This window comes from Serratia bockelmannii, from assembly GCF_051803255.1.
Taxonomy (GTDB): domain Bacteria; phylum Pseudomonadota; class Gammaproteobacteria; order Enterobacterales; family Enterobacteriaceae; genus Serratia; species Serratia bockelmannii.
In genome coordinates this window covers 3,437,342-3,453,459 of the sequence record NZ_CP196512.1, presented here as the reverse complement: position 1 = coordinate 3,453,459, position 16,118 = coordinate 3,437,342, and the positions used below count along the sequence as shown (strand labels likewise).

The window sequence follows — 16,118 nt, the reverse complement described above, 5'->3', positions numbered from 1 at the left end:
CTCACTCAAAGCCGCCCCTCAAATGCCGTCGTTTAAAGCAATAAACCAGCGCTAGCAGCGCTGGAACGAAGGCGCTGAGGGGCTCATTGGAGGAAGCATCAATCCCCGCTCAAGAATGATCGTATAAACAACGCAGGTGATGATCCCCACGATCGACTATCGGTAACAACACCGCTAATCTAACAGCGACTTCTCACCCCCCAACCCCGCGCCACAACCCCGGCAACAACCCCAGCGTCTCATCAATTAGCGCCCGTCGGTCATTACCCGGTTTCCAGATGGTCACCATGGTTTGGCTGATCCCCTGGCTGCCGACTTCGGTGCGCAGCGTGCTGACGTTTTTCCACTGTTCCGCATGCATATGTGTCGGCAGGAATCCCCAGCCGCAGCCCTGTTCGAGCAGGGCGCGCAGCATCTCCAGTTCGTTGGTAAATATTGTATGCCCGGAGATTTGCAGGCGGCGCGCCACGGGTTCGTCAGAATCCGGGTGCATGATCACCTGTGGCGCGAGCGAGAGCTCCAGCAGTGAAAGCGGCTGTTCCGCGTTGGGGAAAAGCGTTTTTGCGGCGTAAAAATCCATCTCTATCGCCCCTAAGGCGCGCCACTCCATGGCGTCGCCCACGCTGCGATGGCGCGCCTGGCAGATACCCAGATCGGCCTGGCCGTTTGCCAGCAGCCTTTCCGCTTCGTCGCGCGAGGCGTTAATCAGGCTCAGCCGTGTGTTGCGCTGGGCCATGGCGGCAATCAGCGCCTGCAGCAACGCGCGGGGCGTAAAGGGATCGTAGACCAGCGAGATTTCCTGCGCCGCGCTCTTCGGCACGTCTTTGGCAAACGCCTCAAACGCTTTCACCTGGCGCATCAGCAGGTGCGCCTGGCGCTGCAGCTGTTCGCCTTCCGGCGTCAGGTGCAGGCTGCGCCCCTCGCGCAGAAACAGCGCATAGCCCAAGCCATCCTCGAGAAAATCAATCAAATCGCGCAGCGTCGTGCGGTCTTTGCCCAGCTTGAGCGCGGCTTTCGCCAGGCTGCCGTGCTCGGCGACGGCGGTGAAGGCTTCCAGTTGGGCAAAGGAATAAATCAGGCTCGGCACGCGGTTCTCCCGTCGATTTTTCGGGGGATTTTCCCCCATCAGGCGTTTTTTATTATAGGCCGCGTTTTTTTAAGCTGAACGCCTTCCTGAGCTAAGTGAGAAAAAATATGAAAAACAAAGTGTTTAACCGCAGCCTGCTGGCGGGCGTTGTCATCAGTCTCTGCAGCGGCCTGTTGGCGCCCGCCGCGCTGGCCGCCTGTGCGGGCACCGAACTCAGCGCCTGTCCGGCGCCTTTCGATGCGCAATTGCCGGACACGCACAAGATGCTCACCTGGAGCCAGAGTGATCGGGTGATCGGTTTTCGTAACGACTATCGCAACTATGCGGGGGATGTGTTTCATCACGGTAACGCTGCGCCGCTGCTTACTGCCGCTAAACAGCTAACGGACGCCAGTTATCGGGTGAATGGCAAAACCTACAGCCTGCAGGACTATCTGCAGCGCCAGAACGTCAGCGGCATGCTGGTATTGAAAGACGGCAAAATCGCCTGGAAATATCTTGGGGAGGGCAATACCGACGCCACGCTGTGGACGTCGCGCTCGGTGGGCAAATCCGTGGTCGCCACGCTGGTGGGCGTGGCGATTAAACAGGGCAAAATCCGCTCGCTCGACGATCTCATCACGCAATACGAACCCGATCTGAAAGGCACCGCGTGGGACGGCGTGACCCTCAGGCAGCTGATCACCCACACCTCCGGCGTGGCGTGGAATGAGGATTACACCAACCCGAAATCGGACTTCGCGCAGCTGACCGAGTGTGAAGCCAGGCCCGGCACCTACGCCTGCGTGCGCAAGCTGGTGGCCGGCTTGCAGCGTGCGCACCCTGCCGGGCAGAACTGGTCTTACTCCTCCGGCGGCGCGTGGCTGCTGGGCGACGTGCTGGAGCGCGCCACCGGCATGCCGCTGGCGGCCTATCTGCAGCAAAGCATCTGGCAGCCGTACGGCATGGCGAGCGACGGCGTGTGGCATGCCTACGCCAAAGGCCAGCACGACGTGGGCGCGCACGGCTTTAACGCCACGCTGGAAGACTGGGGGCGCTTCGGCGAGTTCATTCTGCATAATGGGACGTTGCCGAACGGCAAACAGATCTTGCCGGAAGATTGGGTAGCCCAGTCGTCCAATTGGACTCAGGCGGTGGGCTCGGTGTCGGCGGCGCATCCCAACGGCATTTACGGATTCCAATGGTGGAACAACGAAGTGCCGGTGAATGCGACCAACGTTGAGCCTGTTCCGCAGGCCTCCCTCAAGCATTCCCTGTGGGCGCTGGGGATCTTCGGCCAGATGATTATGGTCAATCAGGCGGAGAATCTGGTGATCGTCCAGTGGTCCACCTGGCCGCAGGCGGAGCCTTCTTTCAGCGCGCAACCGCTGGAGGCGTCGCTGATGTTTAGCGCGATAGCGAAGGAACTGCGTTAAGCCCGCGGAGCGAGCAGGGGCTGGATGGCGTTTGCTATTCAGCCCCTGAGCGGCATATTACATGTCTTCGACGTCGACCTTAGGGGAGTCTCAATTCTCTACAGGGAGTGGAGGCCAGTCACCACCCTTTTTAATTAATAACTCTTTTATCTTGTCAATTTTCTCTTTATCCTCGGCATCTCCTACGCCTCTATCTATAAAGCGCTGAAGCTGATTGCCCATAGTCCAACCAAACTTCCCTTTGATTTTACTATCCGCACCTCTCTCTAACAAAAGAATCGTATGATCAAACGAATGAGAATCCAATGAGCTTATTAACAAGGTGTTTCCCAATGAGTCTCTTGTATTTATGTCTGCGCCATAATCCAGCATCACCTTTAACGTTTCAGGTTTTTTGGCTTTGATTGTTTGGAATATAATGGGTTCATTGAATACCTTGTCTTTTGCGTTTGGCGGTAAACCGCCGTCGAGCATGGCTTTGACCCAAATCCCCTTGTCGGCTTTCATGACGAATTCCGCTGGGCTGCTTCCTCCTTCTGGTCTGGGTTGCAGCGGGTCTGCACCCGCTTTAACCAAGTCAGTAATAATCCTCAGTCTTTTCGGCGTATTTTTATCATAGATTGCGTTTAGCACCGACCAAAACAGCAGGGTCATGTCTGCTTTCACCGGTCGATTCAGTTCTTCCTTGCTTATAGAGGGAAGCTGCTCTTTCAGTTTCACCTCATCGCCATCATAAATCAGCTGTGCGATGTCCAGCTGCCGGCCTTCAAAAAAATCCTGTGGCTCATATTCCATGCTTTTATTGCATCCTTGCACCATGAGGACAGTAAACAGTAGCGCTATTGCCATTATCAATTTGCTCATATTCTCCCCCTGAGAATGGTGACACCCGCGTCTCTTCAATCAGTTTTATTGTGTGGTCTATAGCGTGTGTATCGGAAAACAGATGCAATCTGACAGCCCCGGTATAAATAATCGGCAGCTGTCAGATCTGCGTTGATGAAATTACTGCGCTTCCTTTGCCCCTTTCAAAAGCATGAGCTCGAGTATTTTCTTACACTGTTCATTGTATTCTGAGCCATCTTGGCTGTCCTTTATTTGCCGGTTTACTGCTGTTAACAGCGAAAGATTATTTATATTTACCGGATTAGGATTCGCACCCCGATTGAGCAGTAGGGCCATGTGTTCAAAGGCTGAGCTAAAAAAAGCATCCATTAATAAGGTTTGTTGCAAGGAGTCTCTGATATTAATGTCCGCTCCGTAATCCAGCATCACCTTTAACGTTTCAGTGTTTTTGGATTTGATTGTTTGGAATACAATGGGTTCATTGAATACCTTATCTTTTGCGTTTGGCGGTAAACCGCCGTCGAGCATGGCTTTGACCCAAATCCCCTTGTCGGCTTTCATGACGAACTCCGCTGGGCTGCTTCCCCCTTCTGGTCTGGGTTGCAGCGGGTCTGCGCCAGCTTTTACCAGGTCGGTTATTATTTTCAGCCTTTCCGGCGTGTTTTTATCGTAGATTGAGTTCAACACCGACCAAAACAGCAGGGTCATGTCCGCCTTAACCTGTCGGTTCAGTTCATCCTTGCTGACAGAGGGAAGTTGCTCTTTCAGTTTCACTTCATCGCCATCATAAATCAGCTGTGCGATGTCCAGTTGACGGCCTTCAAAAAAATCCTGTGGCTCATATTCCATGTTTTTTTTGCATCCTTGCATCATGAGAACAGTAAACAGTAACGCCATGGCCATTATCAACTTGCTCATATTCTCCCCCTGATAGTGGCGACGTCCTCGTCTTTCTGATCTTCAATCAACGTTATTGTCTGGTCTATACCGTGTTTATCGAGCAGGGTTCCTGTCCCACCGGCAAGCGTGTGCGGTATGCCAACGGCATCAGGCACCACCAGCGATGACCACTCTTTCAAGGTGAAAGGCAATGCTACGCCCCAGGGTTTTTGCAAAGAATCGGGTAGGGCATTTTTTAAAAGCTCATAATCACTTTCGTTATTAACCTCCTGTAACGTGGTTAACAGTTCTCCCTCAACTCGATAGGCCTGTATGTTCTTGGCTGAACCAATCATCTCAGCTCCGTATTTCCCTACAGTTCCATGATGGAGTCCGGCTGCATTAAACGTCCAGGCGGGTTTCCCACTGGTCATTGATGCAGCTGAGGCCATTCCCCCGCCCAATGAATGACCAGAAATATCGACGCCGGAGGAGTTCTTTACTTGTAATCCTATTTTAACCGCCTGCTTATAATAATCAGAGCTCGCCCCCATCCCCTGAGCACCATTATTTATCCAGTCATTCACATTTTTAATTCCTGACATATCGCCCCTAAGGGCCTTTTTGGCGGCGCTGCCGATTCCCTCCGGGAACTCTGGGGCTCTTGACCCTCTGAACACGACCGTCGGATTCATCTCTTTACCAAAAACACGGCTATCCGGTTGATATACCCTTGCCAAAAAATCCGGCGATTCATCCCTGTCGAAGAGCATATTTCTGTTTAGCCCAATTTTACTCAGGGCCGTATTATCGTTACTGATATCTTTCCAACCCTCAGGAACGCCGGGAGTCTCCTTTAGCGGATTCGTGGTCTTGTAGATATTCTCCGCCAGCTTTGCCTTCTCGACGGCGACATTGTTTGCCGCCAGGCGTTCCGAGGCGATTCGGGCGTCCGGATAGATACTCCGTTGCCCGCGGCCAATGAGGTATTTTCGCTCCTGCCAACGCTGCGCCTTGGTCAAGGGCTCAGACACGACCTGCTGTGAAACTCTTCCGCCCTGCACCGGGATATCCGGGCGAAGAGCCGGTTTGGCCCGCGTGACTTGTGCGGGGAAGACGGACGGGCGCGCCCGGCGGCCACCGTAAGACTTCACGGCCTCCTCGTACCGCCTCACTATCCTGTCCACCGGGTAGTTGGGCTCTTGTCTCCCCTGCGGTATCAGGTAGCCGTCGATGTCGGCGTAAAATGGTCCCATCGTCGCCAACACACCGGGCCGGGTTTCGACCGCTACGACAACGCCGCTCATCAGGTCGCTCTGCACTCTTGCGCGCAAGTTAGAGCTTATTCCGTTTTGCGTAACGCCAACTTCACGGCGGATCCGTTCACCACCGCGAAAACCAGAGAAAAGCGACAGAATGTCTTTGTCCGGCATGTATGAAAGGCCGTGACAGGCGCGGGAAGGGCTGACTATACGGGGGAATTCATCAGGTGAAATAATATCATCGGCGATATACAGCAGTTTCAAACGGGAAAACATAGCGTGTCTCTTCCTTTGCTTGCTGCGTCTTGGCCTGTTCAGGCGGGCGCTCGCACTCCTTGCAATCGATGGAACCCCGAGGGGCCTGTTATCGAACGGCAGTCAGCGGTAGCTAACGGCGCATAGGACACCAAATAAGGGATGATAACGGCTCAAGCCAATTTGTAAAGCCGGCCAACTATTAACCGGAAAGTTCTTGTTTTCCAAAAGCTGCTAGAGGGGGGCCCCCCCACCGCTCAAATCGATAAACCAATGCCAGGATCAGTAGCGGCCGGGATGTGTGTCTCTATCTGCCCTTAACGCTATCAATCTTTGCCATACCAGGATTTAAAATACTTTAGGAAACTGTAGGCCACGGCATAAAACCCAGTAACGGCGCCGACTTTGCCTTCCTTCCATGCGCCGCTCAGTACGTACCATTTGAAAAACGCGCCGATCGCGCTTACGACGCCACGAAATATCGAGGGCCTGATGTCTCTGTATTTGACTACCCTTGTCGTATAGCTATTGAGCTTATTGAGTATTTCATGGAGAGAATAAAAAGTATCGTGCTTAACATTGCCCGGAATGACCGACGTGTGAATATAGCCTTCAGCGGCATCATCTACCGGAGCATCATTGAACCTGACCTGTGTTCTATTGAACAGTCGAACGGGGTAGTCCGGTGAGGAGATGGGATAAATCGTTCTGACTGGCTGTCCGAGTACAAACCAATTCCTTTTTATTCTATAGGCTTGCTGTGGTGGCGGGTTTGCCAGCGATTTGAATGTTAAAAGGGACGCTATGGTTTCGGCATCAAGGATTTCGTCGCTGTCCAGGCACAGTACCCAATCATGGTGAGATTGAGAAATCGCAAAGTTCATTTGTCGTCCATGCGTTTCGAAACGATGGTAAATAGGGCTTATTCCAAAGCTTTGGCAAATAGACAGCGTTTTATCCGTACTGCCGGAGTCCACCACAATCCACTCATCCGCAATGCCCATGAGTGGAGAAAGCACCTCGTGTAATAAACGAGAGGAGTTAAAAGTCAGTATACAAACAGCTATCTTTGCCATTAACTAACATCCTTAAAAATCGCTGAGCAGGTGAGCGCGTAATGTTTTCTCTGGAATGGAAATTGCGATTCTCTTCTTATCCCTTATCAACCTCGGAAAATGCCTAACCCCGCCGATCAAACCGATAAACCAGCGCCAGCGACAATGCCAGGAGTAAAAGCGGCGGGGCGAGGGCGGTGAAGGGCGCGTTGAGGGCGAACAGCAACCCCAGATTGAGGACGATCTGGTAAGCGATGTAGGTCAGCAGCCCGATGATGACGCCGAGCGCTAATCGGCTGCCCATGCCGGGCGCGCGCGGGGCGGTGAAGGTAAACGGGATGGCCAGCAAAATCATCGCCAGCACCAGCAGGGGCTGGCCGAGTTTTTTCCACAGCGCCAGGCGGTATTCGGTGCTGGGCTGCCCCGAGCCCTGCAGGTAATCGATATAGCGATCCAGCTGTTGGAGCGAGAAGCTGCCGGCCGGCAGGGTCAGCTCTTTCAGGCTCGGCACGGCGAACAGCGAGCGCCAGAGCAGGCTGTCTTGCCGCTGAATCGTCTCCTTTCTGCCTTGCCAGCTTTTTTGCATCACGTTGTGCAGCAGCCAGTTGCCGTCGGCGGCGGTGCTGGCGCTGTCGGCGTAAATGTAAGATTCCAGCGCGTGGTTGGCCTGATAGCGGAAGATCTCAATGCCGTGGGGCTGGTCGTTCTCATCGACGGTTTTGACCGTCACAAACTCATTGCCGCGCCGCGCCCACAGCGGGTTAACGGTGACGTCGTTATCGTTCGACTGCGCCAGCGCGTTGTTCTTTATCTGCAGCGCGCGTTGCTGCAGCGGCGAAGCGGCCCATTCATCGAGGGCGCCGAGCGAGAGGTTCATCAGCAGCCCGGCGGCGAGCATCACCAGCGCGATGCGGAATATCGACATCCCGGCGGAGCGGATCGCCGTCAGCTCCAGGGTTTTAGACAGCTGCCCCAGCCCGACGATGCCGCCGAGCAGCGCGATAAACGGCCCCAGATCGACCAGGCTGCGCGGCAGGGTCATCACGGTCACCAGCAGCGCCTGCTGCCAGCGGTAGCCGCCCGGAGTGACGTCCTCCAGCTCGTTGATCAGCGTAAAGGTGGTGAACAGCGGGATGAGCAACCCGGCCGCGGCGGCGAAGCCGATGAACACGTTGCGCATTAGGTAGCGGCTAAAAATGGTCATCGGGAGGGTTTCCGCAGCAGTGATAAGTCGCGCGCCAGCAGCAGGGCGATGCCGACAGCCATTGCTATCGGCACCAGCCAAACGCCGGGGATCGGTGGCAGAGAGCCGTTGGCCACCAGCGTGCGGCAAATGTTGCCGCCATAGAAAATCACGGTAAACAGCACCGTCAGGGGCAACAGCGCGGCGTAGCGCCCCTGTCGCGGCTTGATGCGGCTAAAGGGGATCGCTAGCAGCACCATCAGTACGGTGGTCAGCCCGCGGCTCTCGCGCCATTGCAGTTCGGCGGCGTCGCCCGGATCGGCGGAACGCGCCAGCTCCGCCGGCGAGGCCGACTTGTGCCGGCTTTCGGCGCTGGGCACGAACGGTTTAAGCGCGATATCAAAGTTGTCGTAGTTCTGCCCGTTGTCGTCGGCGCCCTCACGATCAAGCACATAGGCGGTGCCGGTTTTCAGCCGCACGGCGGGGCTGGCGGGGGAGGCGTCGAGCACCTCCACCGACTGCGCGCGATACAGGTTGGTGTGATGGCCGCCGCGCACATAAATCAGGGCGTCCGTCAGGTGGTTGGCCGTTTTGTCGACGTGATTGGCGAGGATCATGCGGCCGTTGCCGCTGACGTTGAATTTGTCGGCCTGCAGGTGGCTCACGTCCAGCACCGATTGCGACTGTTGCTGCAGCTGATAAATATTGGCGTACGCCCAGGGCCTGCCATACAGCGACAGCAGCGTGACCGCGATCGCCAGCGGTACGGCGAGCAGCAGCACCGCCTTGTACAGCCGCAGCGGGCTGGCGCCGGCGGCCAGCATGGCGGTGATCTCCGCATCGCTGTACAGCTGGCTCAGCGCTACCGCCACCGAGACATACAGCGCGACGGGCAATATCATCTCCAGCGCGATCAGCGATTTATAGAAAACCACGTCGGCCACCACCCGCAGCGCCAGCGTGCCGTTGGCTGCGTCGGTCAGGTAGCGCTGGGCGGAGTAGCTGGCGAACATGAAGATCAGAAACCCGGCGATCATCATCACCAGGCGGCGGATCTCAACCGTGATATAGCGTTCAATCAAAGACATGCGTCATCGGCTCCCGGCGGCGTGCGCTTCATGGCGTCTCCTGCGCGATCAGGGTGCGCAGCAGGGCGATCACCTGGTCAACTTCCTGCGGGGTGAGTGCGCCGTCCTTCGCCCACTGCACGCGCCCGGCCTTATCCAGCACCACGATGGTGGAGCTCTCCTCCGGCAGCCGCCAGGCCATGCGCCCCAGCCCGTCGCTGTCGACGATGAACTGCGCCCAGGGGTAATGGCGTTTGTTTTTCTCGATCTTGCCGCGCACGAAGAAGCCGGAACCCGGTATCGCGTCGTCGGTGTTAACGATGGTGGTCGGCTGGAAGCGATCGCCCGGCAGGTTCGCGTCCTTAACGGCGTTGATCAGCAGCGAGTTCTTCTTTTTGGCTGAGGTGCGCCCGGCGATGTACTGGATCACCCGCACCTTGCCCGCCAGTTTTGCGCTGTTCCACGGCCGGTAGCTGAAATCGCCGTTGCGCAGCAGCAGCTCGCCGCGATCGGCGATGGCGATCGGCGCCACCGGCCGGCCATGCACGAAGTTATGCGCAGATGCCGCCAACGGCGACAGCAGCAGCGCAAGGGCCAGCAAGCGAGGTAACGTCATCATGGCTCCGTACAACCCGCTTATCTGCCCGCCGCGATGGCCGGCTGGGAAAACGACAGCGGAAAGCGCGCCAGCAGCAGCTCCAGGCGCTGGCGGATGTCGATATCCAGGATCGCCGGCCGATCATAGATATCGCCGCCGGCCAGCTTGTCCGCCACCATCACGTCATGCCGGTCACCCATCAGGCCGTTAATCGCCGCCAGGAAGCGCGAGATCTGCCGGGCCTCGCGGTTGTCCGGATCGATCGATCTCAGCGTGTCGTAAAACGAGACCTGGCGGCTGACGATTTTGCGCACGTCGTGGAACTGATGCCCGGTCAGCGCCGGGCCGGCGATCAGCGTCTGCAGCTGGCGCATCTGCTCCTGGCGGTAGGCGATAAAGCCCTGTGCGCTTTCCAGGCGGGTGTGGCGCAGCGCATAGCGCACGTAAGACCATACCGGCTTGCTGAGCAGCAGCCGCAGCAGGTTGCCGTACAGCGTCAGGTTCTTCTGGTTGCCGTTGCGAAACGCGTCCTGAAAATGGCCGAGTACCACGGTAGTGGTGTGGAACAGGCGGTTGGCGCGGTGGGGGGCGCCGTACAGCTGCTGGGCGAAGCGCAGGTGCTTGTAGCGGGCGCGGATATATTTGTAGCGCATGCGGGTAGCCGCCGCCAACTGCGGGTCTTGCAGGAAACCGTTCACCAATTGCAGCAGCTCGCGGCGGGAAAAACCGTCTTCCCAAAACTGCAGGCACAGCGCGTAGTTGTCCCGAATGCTCTCGGGGGAGCATTCCAGATCGATCTGCTGCGGCAGGCTGATATTCGCCTCGACCAGGTCATCCTCTTCCACCGCGACAAACAGCGCCTGGGTGGTTTCGGCGGAGAACTTCTTCCAATTCGTGATAGCGGTCATTGATTACTCTCTTTGGGCACATTCAGCCCCAACATAAAGCGATTGCGGTAGGCGCCGATCGTCGGTATCAGGGATAACAGCACGTCTAAACATTGCCCCAGTAAATAAGCGAAGGCGGCGCCCTGCACGCCGAAGGCATACGCCATCGACACCAGCAGCGCAATGTAGGCCGCCGAGGCCGTCGCCTGCGCGATCAGGAAAGCGCGCTGCTTGCCTGCCATAAACAGTAAGGATTCCTGCGGGAAGCCCATCATGGAGACGATGATCGCGCCCAGCATGATTTGAATCAGGTCATAGGCTTCCAGGTATTGCTGCCCGAAGACGGCGGAAATGAGCGGTTTGCCCACCAGCAACATCAACACCGCGACGGCCAGGCCGATGCCGCCGGCCAGCAGCGAGGAGCGCAGGCCCAACAGCCACGGGGTCTTGGTGCGCGGATCCAGGCGCATGATCTCGGGATAGAAGCTTTTTTCCAGCAGCTTGGCCGGGGTGCCCGTCGCATCGAAGAAGGTCATGGCGATCTTGAACAGCCCGGCGGCGGCCGGCCCGAGCACCACGCCCACCAGCACGGTGGTGCAGGAGTTGCGCGCGGCCCAGATGGTATGGGCGATGTTGGTGGTCCAGACGAAGTTCCAGGCGCCCTCGATGCGGCGCGCGACGTTGAACAGGCGTGGCCTCAGCGCGCCGTGGATATCGCGGCGGCGCAGTTCGCGCGCGGTGAACCACCAAAACAGCGTGCCGCCGATCAGGTTAGAGGCGTACCAGGTGACGATAAAGCCGGGGAACCCCAGATCGAAATAATAGGAGATGACGCTGCCCACTGCCTGCAGGAACGGCTTGATCGCCTGCTGGATGGCGATGAGATCGAAGCGGTTGAAGGCGCGCAGCACGCCGGTCGGCGTGGACGAGGTCATCGACGGGATCAGGGTGCAGTACAGCATGGCGAGCCAGAAGCTTTCGCTGTCCAGCCCCAGGGCGTGAGACAAGAACGGCAGCATGATCATGCCGCCCAGCACGGCGATGACGCCGCTGGCGATATCCAGGCCAAAGGAGAAGGCGACGACGTCGCGGAAGCGCCCGGTATTTTGATGCTCCAGCGCCGGGGTGCCGAATTGCACCACAAACTGCCAGGTCTGGAATTTGATGAAATCGCTGACCGCTTTGGTGTAGGCCTGGATCACCACCAGCACGCCGAACATTTCAGGCGACATGCCTTTCCCGGCGCAGGAGAGCGCCAGCAGGCCGAGCAGCGCGCTGGCGACGCTGCCGGAGCCTAAATAGGCGGCATTACGTAAAATGGAGCGAAACGCGCCATCGGAAAACCACCGTTTCATAACCAAAACCAGCCGTTATCGTTGTTTTGCTGCATTTTTTTTTCCGCCGTCATGCGCTTGCCCTGTATGCGTTTAATAAACCTGAGTTTCTTCGCCGGCGTTTTCGCCGGGTTGCCCGATATCGCTCTGTGGGCGCTTCGCGGGATTCACTACGGCGGAAATGGCGTTGAGCGCGTTGCTCAGCACCTCGTCGTAAGGGGCTCTGGCGTCCAGCTCGATGATGCGCGCACCGTTGTACTGCAGGCGCACCATGGCGGCTATCTTGTCTTTCAGCTCTTCATAGCTGTGATCGGGCTTGCGGGAAAATGCCGTATCGACGTCGATATCAAGGCGAATGATCAGCGCCGGCCGATAGACGGCCATGCGTTGATATAAACGGCGTTCGCGCGCCGCCAGGCGGCTCAATAGCCAGCCTTTTGCGCGTTCCACGCCGATGCCGGGCCCATCGTAGTAAAAACCTGAAATTTCCGCCTGCGGGTAGCGATCGCTGACCACCAGCACGCCGCTCTGCGCCAGCCGTCGCACCTTGCGCAGGTTGGCGGCGCGCCACAGCGAAAAGCCGTACATGATCAGCGCCGCCCACAGCGCCGGCGGCCTGTTGCTCATGCGCTGGGTTTTATCGGATTTGGCCGCCAGGCGCCGTTCCAACCACACGCCGATGAACGGCAACTTCTTGATTTTGTCGCCGTCTTCGCCGGAGATCAGCCCCAAATAGCGGCGCTCCGTGGGGCGATGTTGCTGCAGGTTTTTCACCAGATCGGCGGTCAGCGTGGACTTGCCCGTGCCGTCGCTGCCCACCACGGCAATCAGCCCGGTGATGCAGGTGGGAGAGGTATCCTGTTCGGCGGTGAGTTTATTTTTTTTCATCTGTTTCGGTACGAAAAGGTTATTTGGCTGCTAGGCATTGGCGGCCCTCAGCGATATTTTAACGGCGCGCAGTGAGGCATCGAAAATACGGTTAGCCGGCTCGCGGCCGTCTAAATCCAATATGTTAGCGCCATTAAACGTCAGGTGCGGGATGACGGCGATCTTTTCACGCAACGCCGCCAGCGAGTGATCGGGTTTACGTGAATAGGCCGTTTGTTCGTCAATATCCAGCCGAATTAATAATAAGGGCTGATAAGACGCCATCCATTGGTACAGCTTTTGTTCGCGCTTTCTCAGCCAGCGGATCCAGCGATTGCCGCCGGCGGTTTTCGCCAGCTGCGGGCCATCGAAACGAAACCCCGCCACTTCGGCCTGCGGATAACGATCGGTGATCAGCAATGCGCCGCTGCGGCTTTTCTTCAGCATGCGACGGAATTTATAAACGCGCCAATAGGAGAGTAAAAAAATTACCAGCGCCGTGGCATTATCCGGCGGTGTGGAAGGGCGCTCATGCACGCGTTCCGATTTCTTCAGCAAATAACGCCCGAAGGGCGCGCCAATAATCGGCAGCGAACTGATCCATTCGCCGATGCGCCCGGAAGACTGGCCGAGATACAGCAGTTCGGCAGGTTCTTGTGCCGATAACGCGTTGACCAGGCTGGCAGCTAACGTGGATTTTCCCGAGCCGTCACAGCCGGTTATCGCTATTACGCGCACGGGCGAGCGATCAGATGAAGGTCTTATCTGCTGACTCACAATAATTGATCCAATGCGAAAAAAACTATTGTATTCCAATACGCCTTGGGTTCAAGATATTTATTGTGCTTTGCTGCGATAAAATAATGAGATTGGTATTCTTGTTCGCTATTTTAATTGATATTTATGGCGTTCGTTCTTGTTATTTTGTGCTAATTGTTCGTGCGCGCGCCGGTTTCGCTTTTTATGTTAATTTCCGGTAGGGCTCACGGTGAAAAAAGAGCAGAGGTTTTCCATTTTCGCTTAATATTTTGTGCTTTTTGGCGCCGCGCTACGGTAAATTTTTTCACGTAGCCGCCACGGCAATGATAAGCGATAGGCCGCTTCAAATATGGCACGCCGTTTCTGGTGTATTGAAAGAGAGTCTTATTATGAGTGCAAAATTTCCGCCGCTGATTGCGGTTATCGGCAGCGACGGATCGGGTAAGTCCACCGTTTGTGAACATCTGATCGCGTATATGAAACATTATGGCCCGGCGGTGCAAGTGCATCTGGGCAAACAGGCGGGCAACGTCGGCCGCGCGGCGGCGAAATTGCCGCTGCTCGGGCGCTCGGTGGGCAAGGCTATCGAGAGTAATACCAAAAAAGTCAAAACGAAAAAATCCCGCATCGGCCTGTTGCCGTCGGCGGTGATCATCGCTTTCGTGGGGCGGCGGCTGCTGCGTTTCCGCCGCATGCTGGCGTACCGTCGGCAAGGGTTCATCGTGTTGACCGACCGTTTTCCGCAGGCGCAAATCCCCGGCGCTTACGACGGTACGGTTTTTCCCGTCGACGTGGAAGGGAGCCGTTTTGTCCGTTGGCTGGCGGCGCGCGAGCGGGCGGCGTTCCAATGGATGGCGGGGCAAAAACCGGATCTGGTACTCAAGCTGAATGTCAGTCTGGACGTGGCCTGCGCGCGTAAACCCGATCACCGCAAAGCGGCGTTGGAGAAGAAGATCGCCGTCACGCCGTTATTGACGTTCGAAGGCGCCGACATCGTGGATCTCGATGCCGATAGGCCGATCGAGGAGGTGCTTTCGGCGGCGGAAAAAGCCATCGGGGAATTTATGGCGGCGCAGGGTTATCGCTATTCGGCTGATGGGGTATCAACGGCTGCGCACTGAGGTGCGCAGCGATTCGGCAGGGCGGCGATACCATTTTGGCACCGCCGCCGCGGCCGAGAGGGAAGGCTTTATTTTTTCAGCGCCGCAAAGGCGCGCACGATGGCGTCTATCTCTTCATCGCTGTGCGCGGCATTGACGCTGCAGCGCAACAGGGTGACGCCCGCCGGCGCGGCCGGTGGCAGCACCAGGTTTACATACACCCCGTGGGCGATCAGCTCGCGCCAGAAACGCAATCCTTCTTCTTTTGAACCGATCATCACCGGCACCACCGGGCTGATGCGCGGCCCCAGGGTATACCCCAGTTCGGCGAGGCCGTGGTACAGACGGTGCGCGTTGCTCCACAGCTTTTCCCGCAGCTCGGGATGGCGCGCGATTTTTTGCAGCGCCGTGCGCACCGATGCGATGCTGGACGGCGACGGCGAAGCGGTAAAGATATACGGCCGGCTGCTGTAGCGCAGCACGTCCATCCCTTTGCCGCCGACGGCGAAACCGCCGATCGAAGCCAGGCTTTTGCTGAAGGTGCCCAGGATAATATCCACGTCTTGCTCGACGCCGAGCGCTTCGGCCAGGCCGCGGCCGTGCTTGCCCATCACGCCGAAGGAGTGCGCTTCGTCGACCAGCAGATAGCCGCCGAGCCGCCGCTTGATATCGACGATTTCCACCAGCGGGGCGACGTCACCCAGCATGCTGTAGATGCCTTCCACGATAATGATCGCCTCGCGGGCCCGCTCGCCCAGGCGTACCATGCGGCGCTCCAGATCGGCGGCGTCATTGTGGCGGAAGCGAATAATCTCCGCGCCGCCGAGGGCGCAGGCGTCGTAAATGCTCGCGTGGCTGTCTGCGTCGATCAACACCACGGCGCCCGGCCCCGCCAGGGTGCTGATGACGCCCAGGTTGGCGGTATAGCCGGTGGAGAAAACGATAGCGCTTGGGCGATCGAAGAATTCCGCCAGCTCCCGTTCCAGCGTCAGGTGCGATCCGTAGCTGCCGTTCGCCATGCGCGAGCCGGTGGTGCCGGTGCCGAGTGCGGCCAGGGCCGCCTGGCCGGCGGCGATCGCCTGCGCATCGAACGTCAGGCCAAGGTAATTATTGGTGCCGGCGAGGACAATCTTTTGATCGCCGATGCGCCCCTGGGTGGCGGAATAGACTTCGTCGATGCAGGTGCCGAACGGATTCAGACCGGACGTTTGAAATTGCTCACGGTCATTGGCGAGCCGCGCAAACTTATCATACAGTCCCATGGTTTTTCTCCAGATAAGGGCGCAGCGCGTCAAGCAGTTGCTCAGGCGTTCTGACATCAAGCAATATATTGATAGGAATGGAGATATCTAATTCATCTTCCAGCATCATCAGCAGATCCAAGACTCTGATGGATTCCAGGCCAAGATCATTGACGAGATCGCTATCAGGTTTTATTTCCACTCCGCCTTCGACGATACCTTGCAAACACGTCAGGATATAATCCATTACAGCATCGCGATTTAGCATAAGAACGTTGACACA

At 57.2% G+C, this 16,118-nt stretch carries 16 protein-coding genes; 2 read left to right on the top strand and 14 right to left on the bottom strand.

Annotated features, from left to right (window positions below; translation table 11 throughout):
• Positions 1 to 193 precede the first annotated feature (193 nt).
• Positions 194 to 1,087: a LysR family transcriptional regulator gene (locus tag ACSJLU_RS16485; protein ID WP_197769037.1), complete on the bottom strand. Its 894-nt coding sequence runs from the start codon at positions 1,085 to 1,087 to the stop codon at positions 194 to 196.
• Between the two features lie 107 nt (positions 1,088 to 1,194).
• Here ACSJLU_RS16485 and ACSJLU_RS16480 point away from each other — a divergent pair, with 107 nt between their 5' ends.
• Positions 1,195 to 2,502, top strand: a complete 1,308-nt coding sequence (locus tag ACSJLU_RS16480) for a serine hydrolase domain-containing protein (RefSeq protein WP_197837173.1) — start codon at positions 1,195 to 1,197, stop codon at positions 2,500 to 2,502.
• Between the two features lie 90 nt (positions 2,503 to 2,592).
• On the opposite strand, the gene ACSJLU_RS16475 is transcribed toward ACSJLU_RS16480, so the two are convergent.
• From ACSJLU_RS16475 to ACSJLU_RS16425, 11 genes are all read right to left on the bottom strand, one after another.
• The gene (locus ACSJLU_RS16475) at positions 2,593 to 3,366 is read right to left on the bottom strand and encodes an ankyrin repeat domain-containing protein (protein WP_197837172.1); all 774 of its coding nucleotides are present in this window, start codon (positions 3,364 to 3,366) and stop codon (positions 2,593 to 2,595) included.
• A gap of 141 nt (positions 3,367 to 3,507) precedes the next feature.
• The gene (locus ACSJLU_RS16470; RefSeq protein ID WP_197837171.1) at positions 3,508 to 4,266 is read right to left on the bottom strand and encodes an ankyrin repeat domain-containing protein; all 759 of its coding nucleotides are present in this window, start codon (positions 4,264 to 4,266) and stop codon (positions 3,508 to 3,510) included.
• On the bottom strand, positions 4,263 to 5,765 hold the full coding sequence (locus tag ACSJLU_RS16465) for a phospholipase (protein ID WP_197837170.1): 1,503 nt from the start codon (positions 5,763 to 5,765) through the stop codon (positions 4,263 to 4,265). Before ACSJLU_RS16465 ends, ACSJLU_RS16470 begins: the two co-directional genes overlap by 4 nt.
• A 305-nt stretch (positions 5,766 to 6,070) precedes the next feature.
• On the bottom strand, positions 6,071 to 6,820 hold the full coding sequence (locus ACSJLU_RS16460) for a glycosyltransferase family 2 protein (RefSeq protein WP_380824603.1): 750 nt from the start codon (positions 6,818 to 6,820) through the stop codon (positions 6,071 to 6,073).
• A 103-nt stretch (positions 6,821 to 6,923) separates the two neighbouring features.
• A complete protein-coding gene (gene lptG, locus ACSJLU_RS16455) occupies positions 6,924 to 8,003 on the bottom strand; it encodes an LPS export ABC transporter permease LptG (protein ID WP_197832528.1) in 1,080 nt (359 codons plus the stop codon).
• Positions 8,000 to 9,070, bottom strand: coding sequence for an LPS export ABC transporter permease LptF (gene lptF / locus ACSJLU_RS16450; protein ID WP_089181118.1), 1,071 nt, complete (start codon positions 9,068 to 9,070; stop codon positions 8,000 to 8,002). The genes lptG and lptF overlap by 4 nt, the downstream gene beginning before the upstream one ends.
• A 28-nt stretch (positions 9,071 to 9,098) precedes the next feature.
• A complete protein-coding gene (locus ACSJLU_RS16445) occupies positions 9,099 to 9,665 on the bottom strand; it encodes a YtfJ family protein (protein WP_319868933.1) in 567 nt (188 codons plus the stop codon).
• A 20-nt stretch (positions 9,666 to 9,685) separates the two neighbouring features.
• Entirely contained in the window at positions 9,686 to 10,555 is an 870-nt protein-coding gene (locus tag ACSJLU_RS16440; protein ID WP_197819200.1) for a hypothetical protein, read from the bottom strand.
• Positions 10,552 to 11,889: a lipopolysaccharide biosynthesis protein gene (locus ACSJLU_RS16435; protein ID WP_004935553.1), complete on the bottom strand. Its 1,338-nt coding sequence runs from the start codon at positions 11,887 to 11,889 to the stop codon at positions 10,552 to 10,554. The genes ACSJLU_RS16440 and ACSJLU_RS16435 overlap by 4 nt, the downstream gene beginning before the upstream one ends.
• A 72-nt stretch (positions 11,890 to 11,961) precedes the next feature.
• Entirely contained in the window at positions 11,962 to 12,756 is a 795-nt protein-coding gene (locus ACSJLU_RS16430; protein WP_043143074.1) for a hypothetical protein, read from the bottom strand.
• A gap of 30 nt (positions 12,757 to 12,786) precedes the next feature.
• Positions 12,787 to 13,512: a hypothetical protein gene (locus ACSJLU_RS16425; protein WP_197835858.1), complete on the bottom strand. Its 726-nt coding sequence runs from the start codon at positions 13,510 to 13,512 to the stop codon at positions 12,787 to 12,789.
• Between the two features lie 371 nt (positions 13,513 to 13,883).
• Here ACSJLU_RS16425 and ACSJLU_RS16420 point away from each other — a divergent pair, with 371 nt between their 5' ends.
• Entirely contained in the window at positions 13,884 to 14,615 is a 732-nt protein-coding gene (locus tag ACSJLU_RS16420) for an ATP-binding protein (protein ID WP_025303502.1), read from the top strand.
• A gap of 68 nt (positions 14,616 to 14,683) precedes the next feature.
• On the opposite strand, the gene spt is transcribed toward ACSJLU_RS16420, so the two are convergent.
• Positions 14,684 to 15,856, bottom strand: coding sequence for a serine palmitoyltransferase (spt, locus tag ACSJLU_RS16415; RefSeq protein WP_049203519.1), 1,173 nt, complete (start codon positions 15,854 to 15,856; stop codon positions 14,684 to 14,686).
• The gene (locus ACSJLU_RS16410) at positions 15,843 to 16,103 is read right to left on the bottom strand and encodes an acyl carrier protein (RefSeq protein WP_015378483.1); all 261 of its coding nucleotides are present in this window, start codon (positions 16,101 to 16,103) and stop codon (positions 15,843 to 15,845) included. Before ACSJLU_RS16410 ends, spt begins: the two co-directional genes overlap by 14 nt.
• Positions 16,104 to 16,118 lie beyond the last annotated feature (15 nt).

Bases quoted from the DNA above. Each gene is read 5' to 3' on its own strand.
- ACSJLU_RS16480 (WP_197837173.1), top strand. From the start codon at position 1,195: ATGAAAAACAAAGTGTTTAACCGCAGCCTGCTGGCGGGCGTTGTCATC.
- ACSJLU_RS16475 (WP_197837172.1), bottom strand. From the start codon at position 3,366: ATGAGCAAATTGATAATGGCAATAGCGCTACTGTTTACTGTCCTCATG.
- ACSJLU_RS16470 (WP_197837171.1), bottom strand. From the start codon at position 4,266: ATGAGCAAGTTGATAATGGCCATGGCGTTACTGTTTACTGTTCTCATG.
- ACSJLU_RS16465 (WP_197837170.1), bottom strand. From the start codon at position 5,765: ATGTTTTCCCGTTTGAAACTGCTGTATATCGCCGATGATATTATTTCA.
- ACSJLU_RS16460 (WP_380824603.1), bottom strand. From the start codon at position 6,820: ATGGCAAAGATAGCTGTTTGTATACTGACTTTTAACTCCTCTCGTTTA.
- lptG (WP_197832528.1), bottom strand. From the start codon at position 8,003: ATGACCATTTTTAGCCGCTACCTAATGCGCAACGTGTTCATCGGCTTC.
- lptF (WP_089181118.1), bottom strand. From the start codon at position 9,070: ATGTCTTTGATTGAACGCTATATCACGGTTGAGATCCGCCGCCTGGTG.
- ACSJLU_RS16445 (WP_319868933.1), bottom strand. From the start codon at position 9,665: ATGACGTTACCTCGCTTGCTGGCCCTTGCGCTGCTGCTGTCGCCGTTG.
- ACSJLU_RS16440 (WP_197819200.1), bottom strand. From the start codon at position 10,555: ATGACCGCTATCACGAATTGGAAGAAGTTCTCCGCCGAAACCACCCAG.
- ACSJLU_RS16435 (WP_004935553.1), bottom strand. From the start codon at position 11,889: ATGAAACGGTGGTTTTCCGATGGCGCGTTTCGCTCCATTTTACGTAAT.
- ACSJLU_RS16430 (WP_043143074.1), bottom strand. From the start codon at position 12,756: ATGAAAAAAAATAAACTCACCGCCGAACAGGATACCTCTCCCACCTGC.
- ACSJLU_RS16420 (WP_025303502.1), top strand. From the start codon at position 13,884: ATGAGTGCAAAATTTCCGCCGCTGATTGCGGTTATCGGCAGCGACGGA.
- spt (WP_049203519.1), bottom strand. From the start codon at position 15,856: ATGGGACTGTATGATAAGTTTGCGCGGCTCGCCAATGACCGTGAGCAA.
- ACSJLU_RS16410 (WP_015378483.1), bottom strand. From the start codon at position 16,103: ATGCTAAATCGCGATGCTGTAATGGATTATATCCTGACGTGTTTGCAA.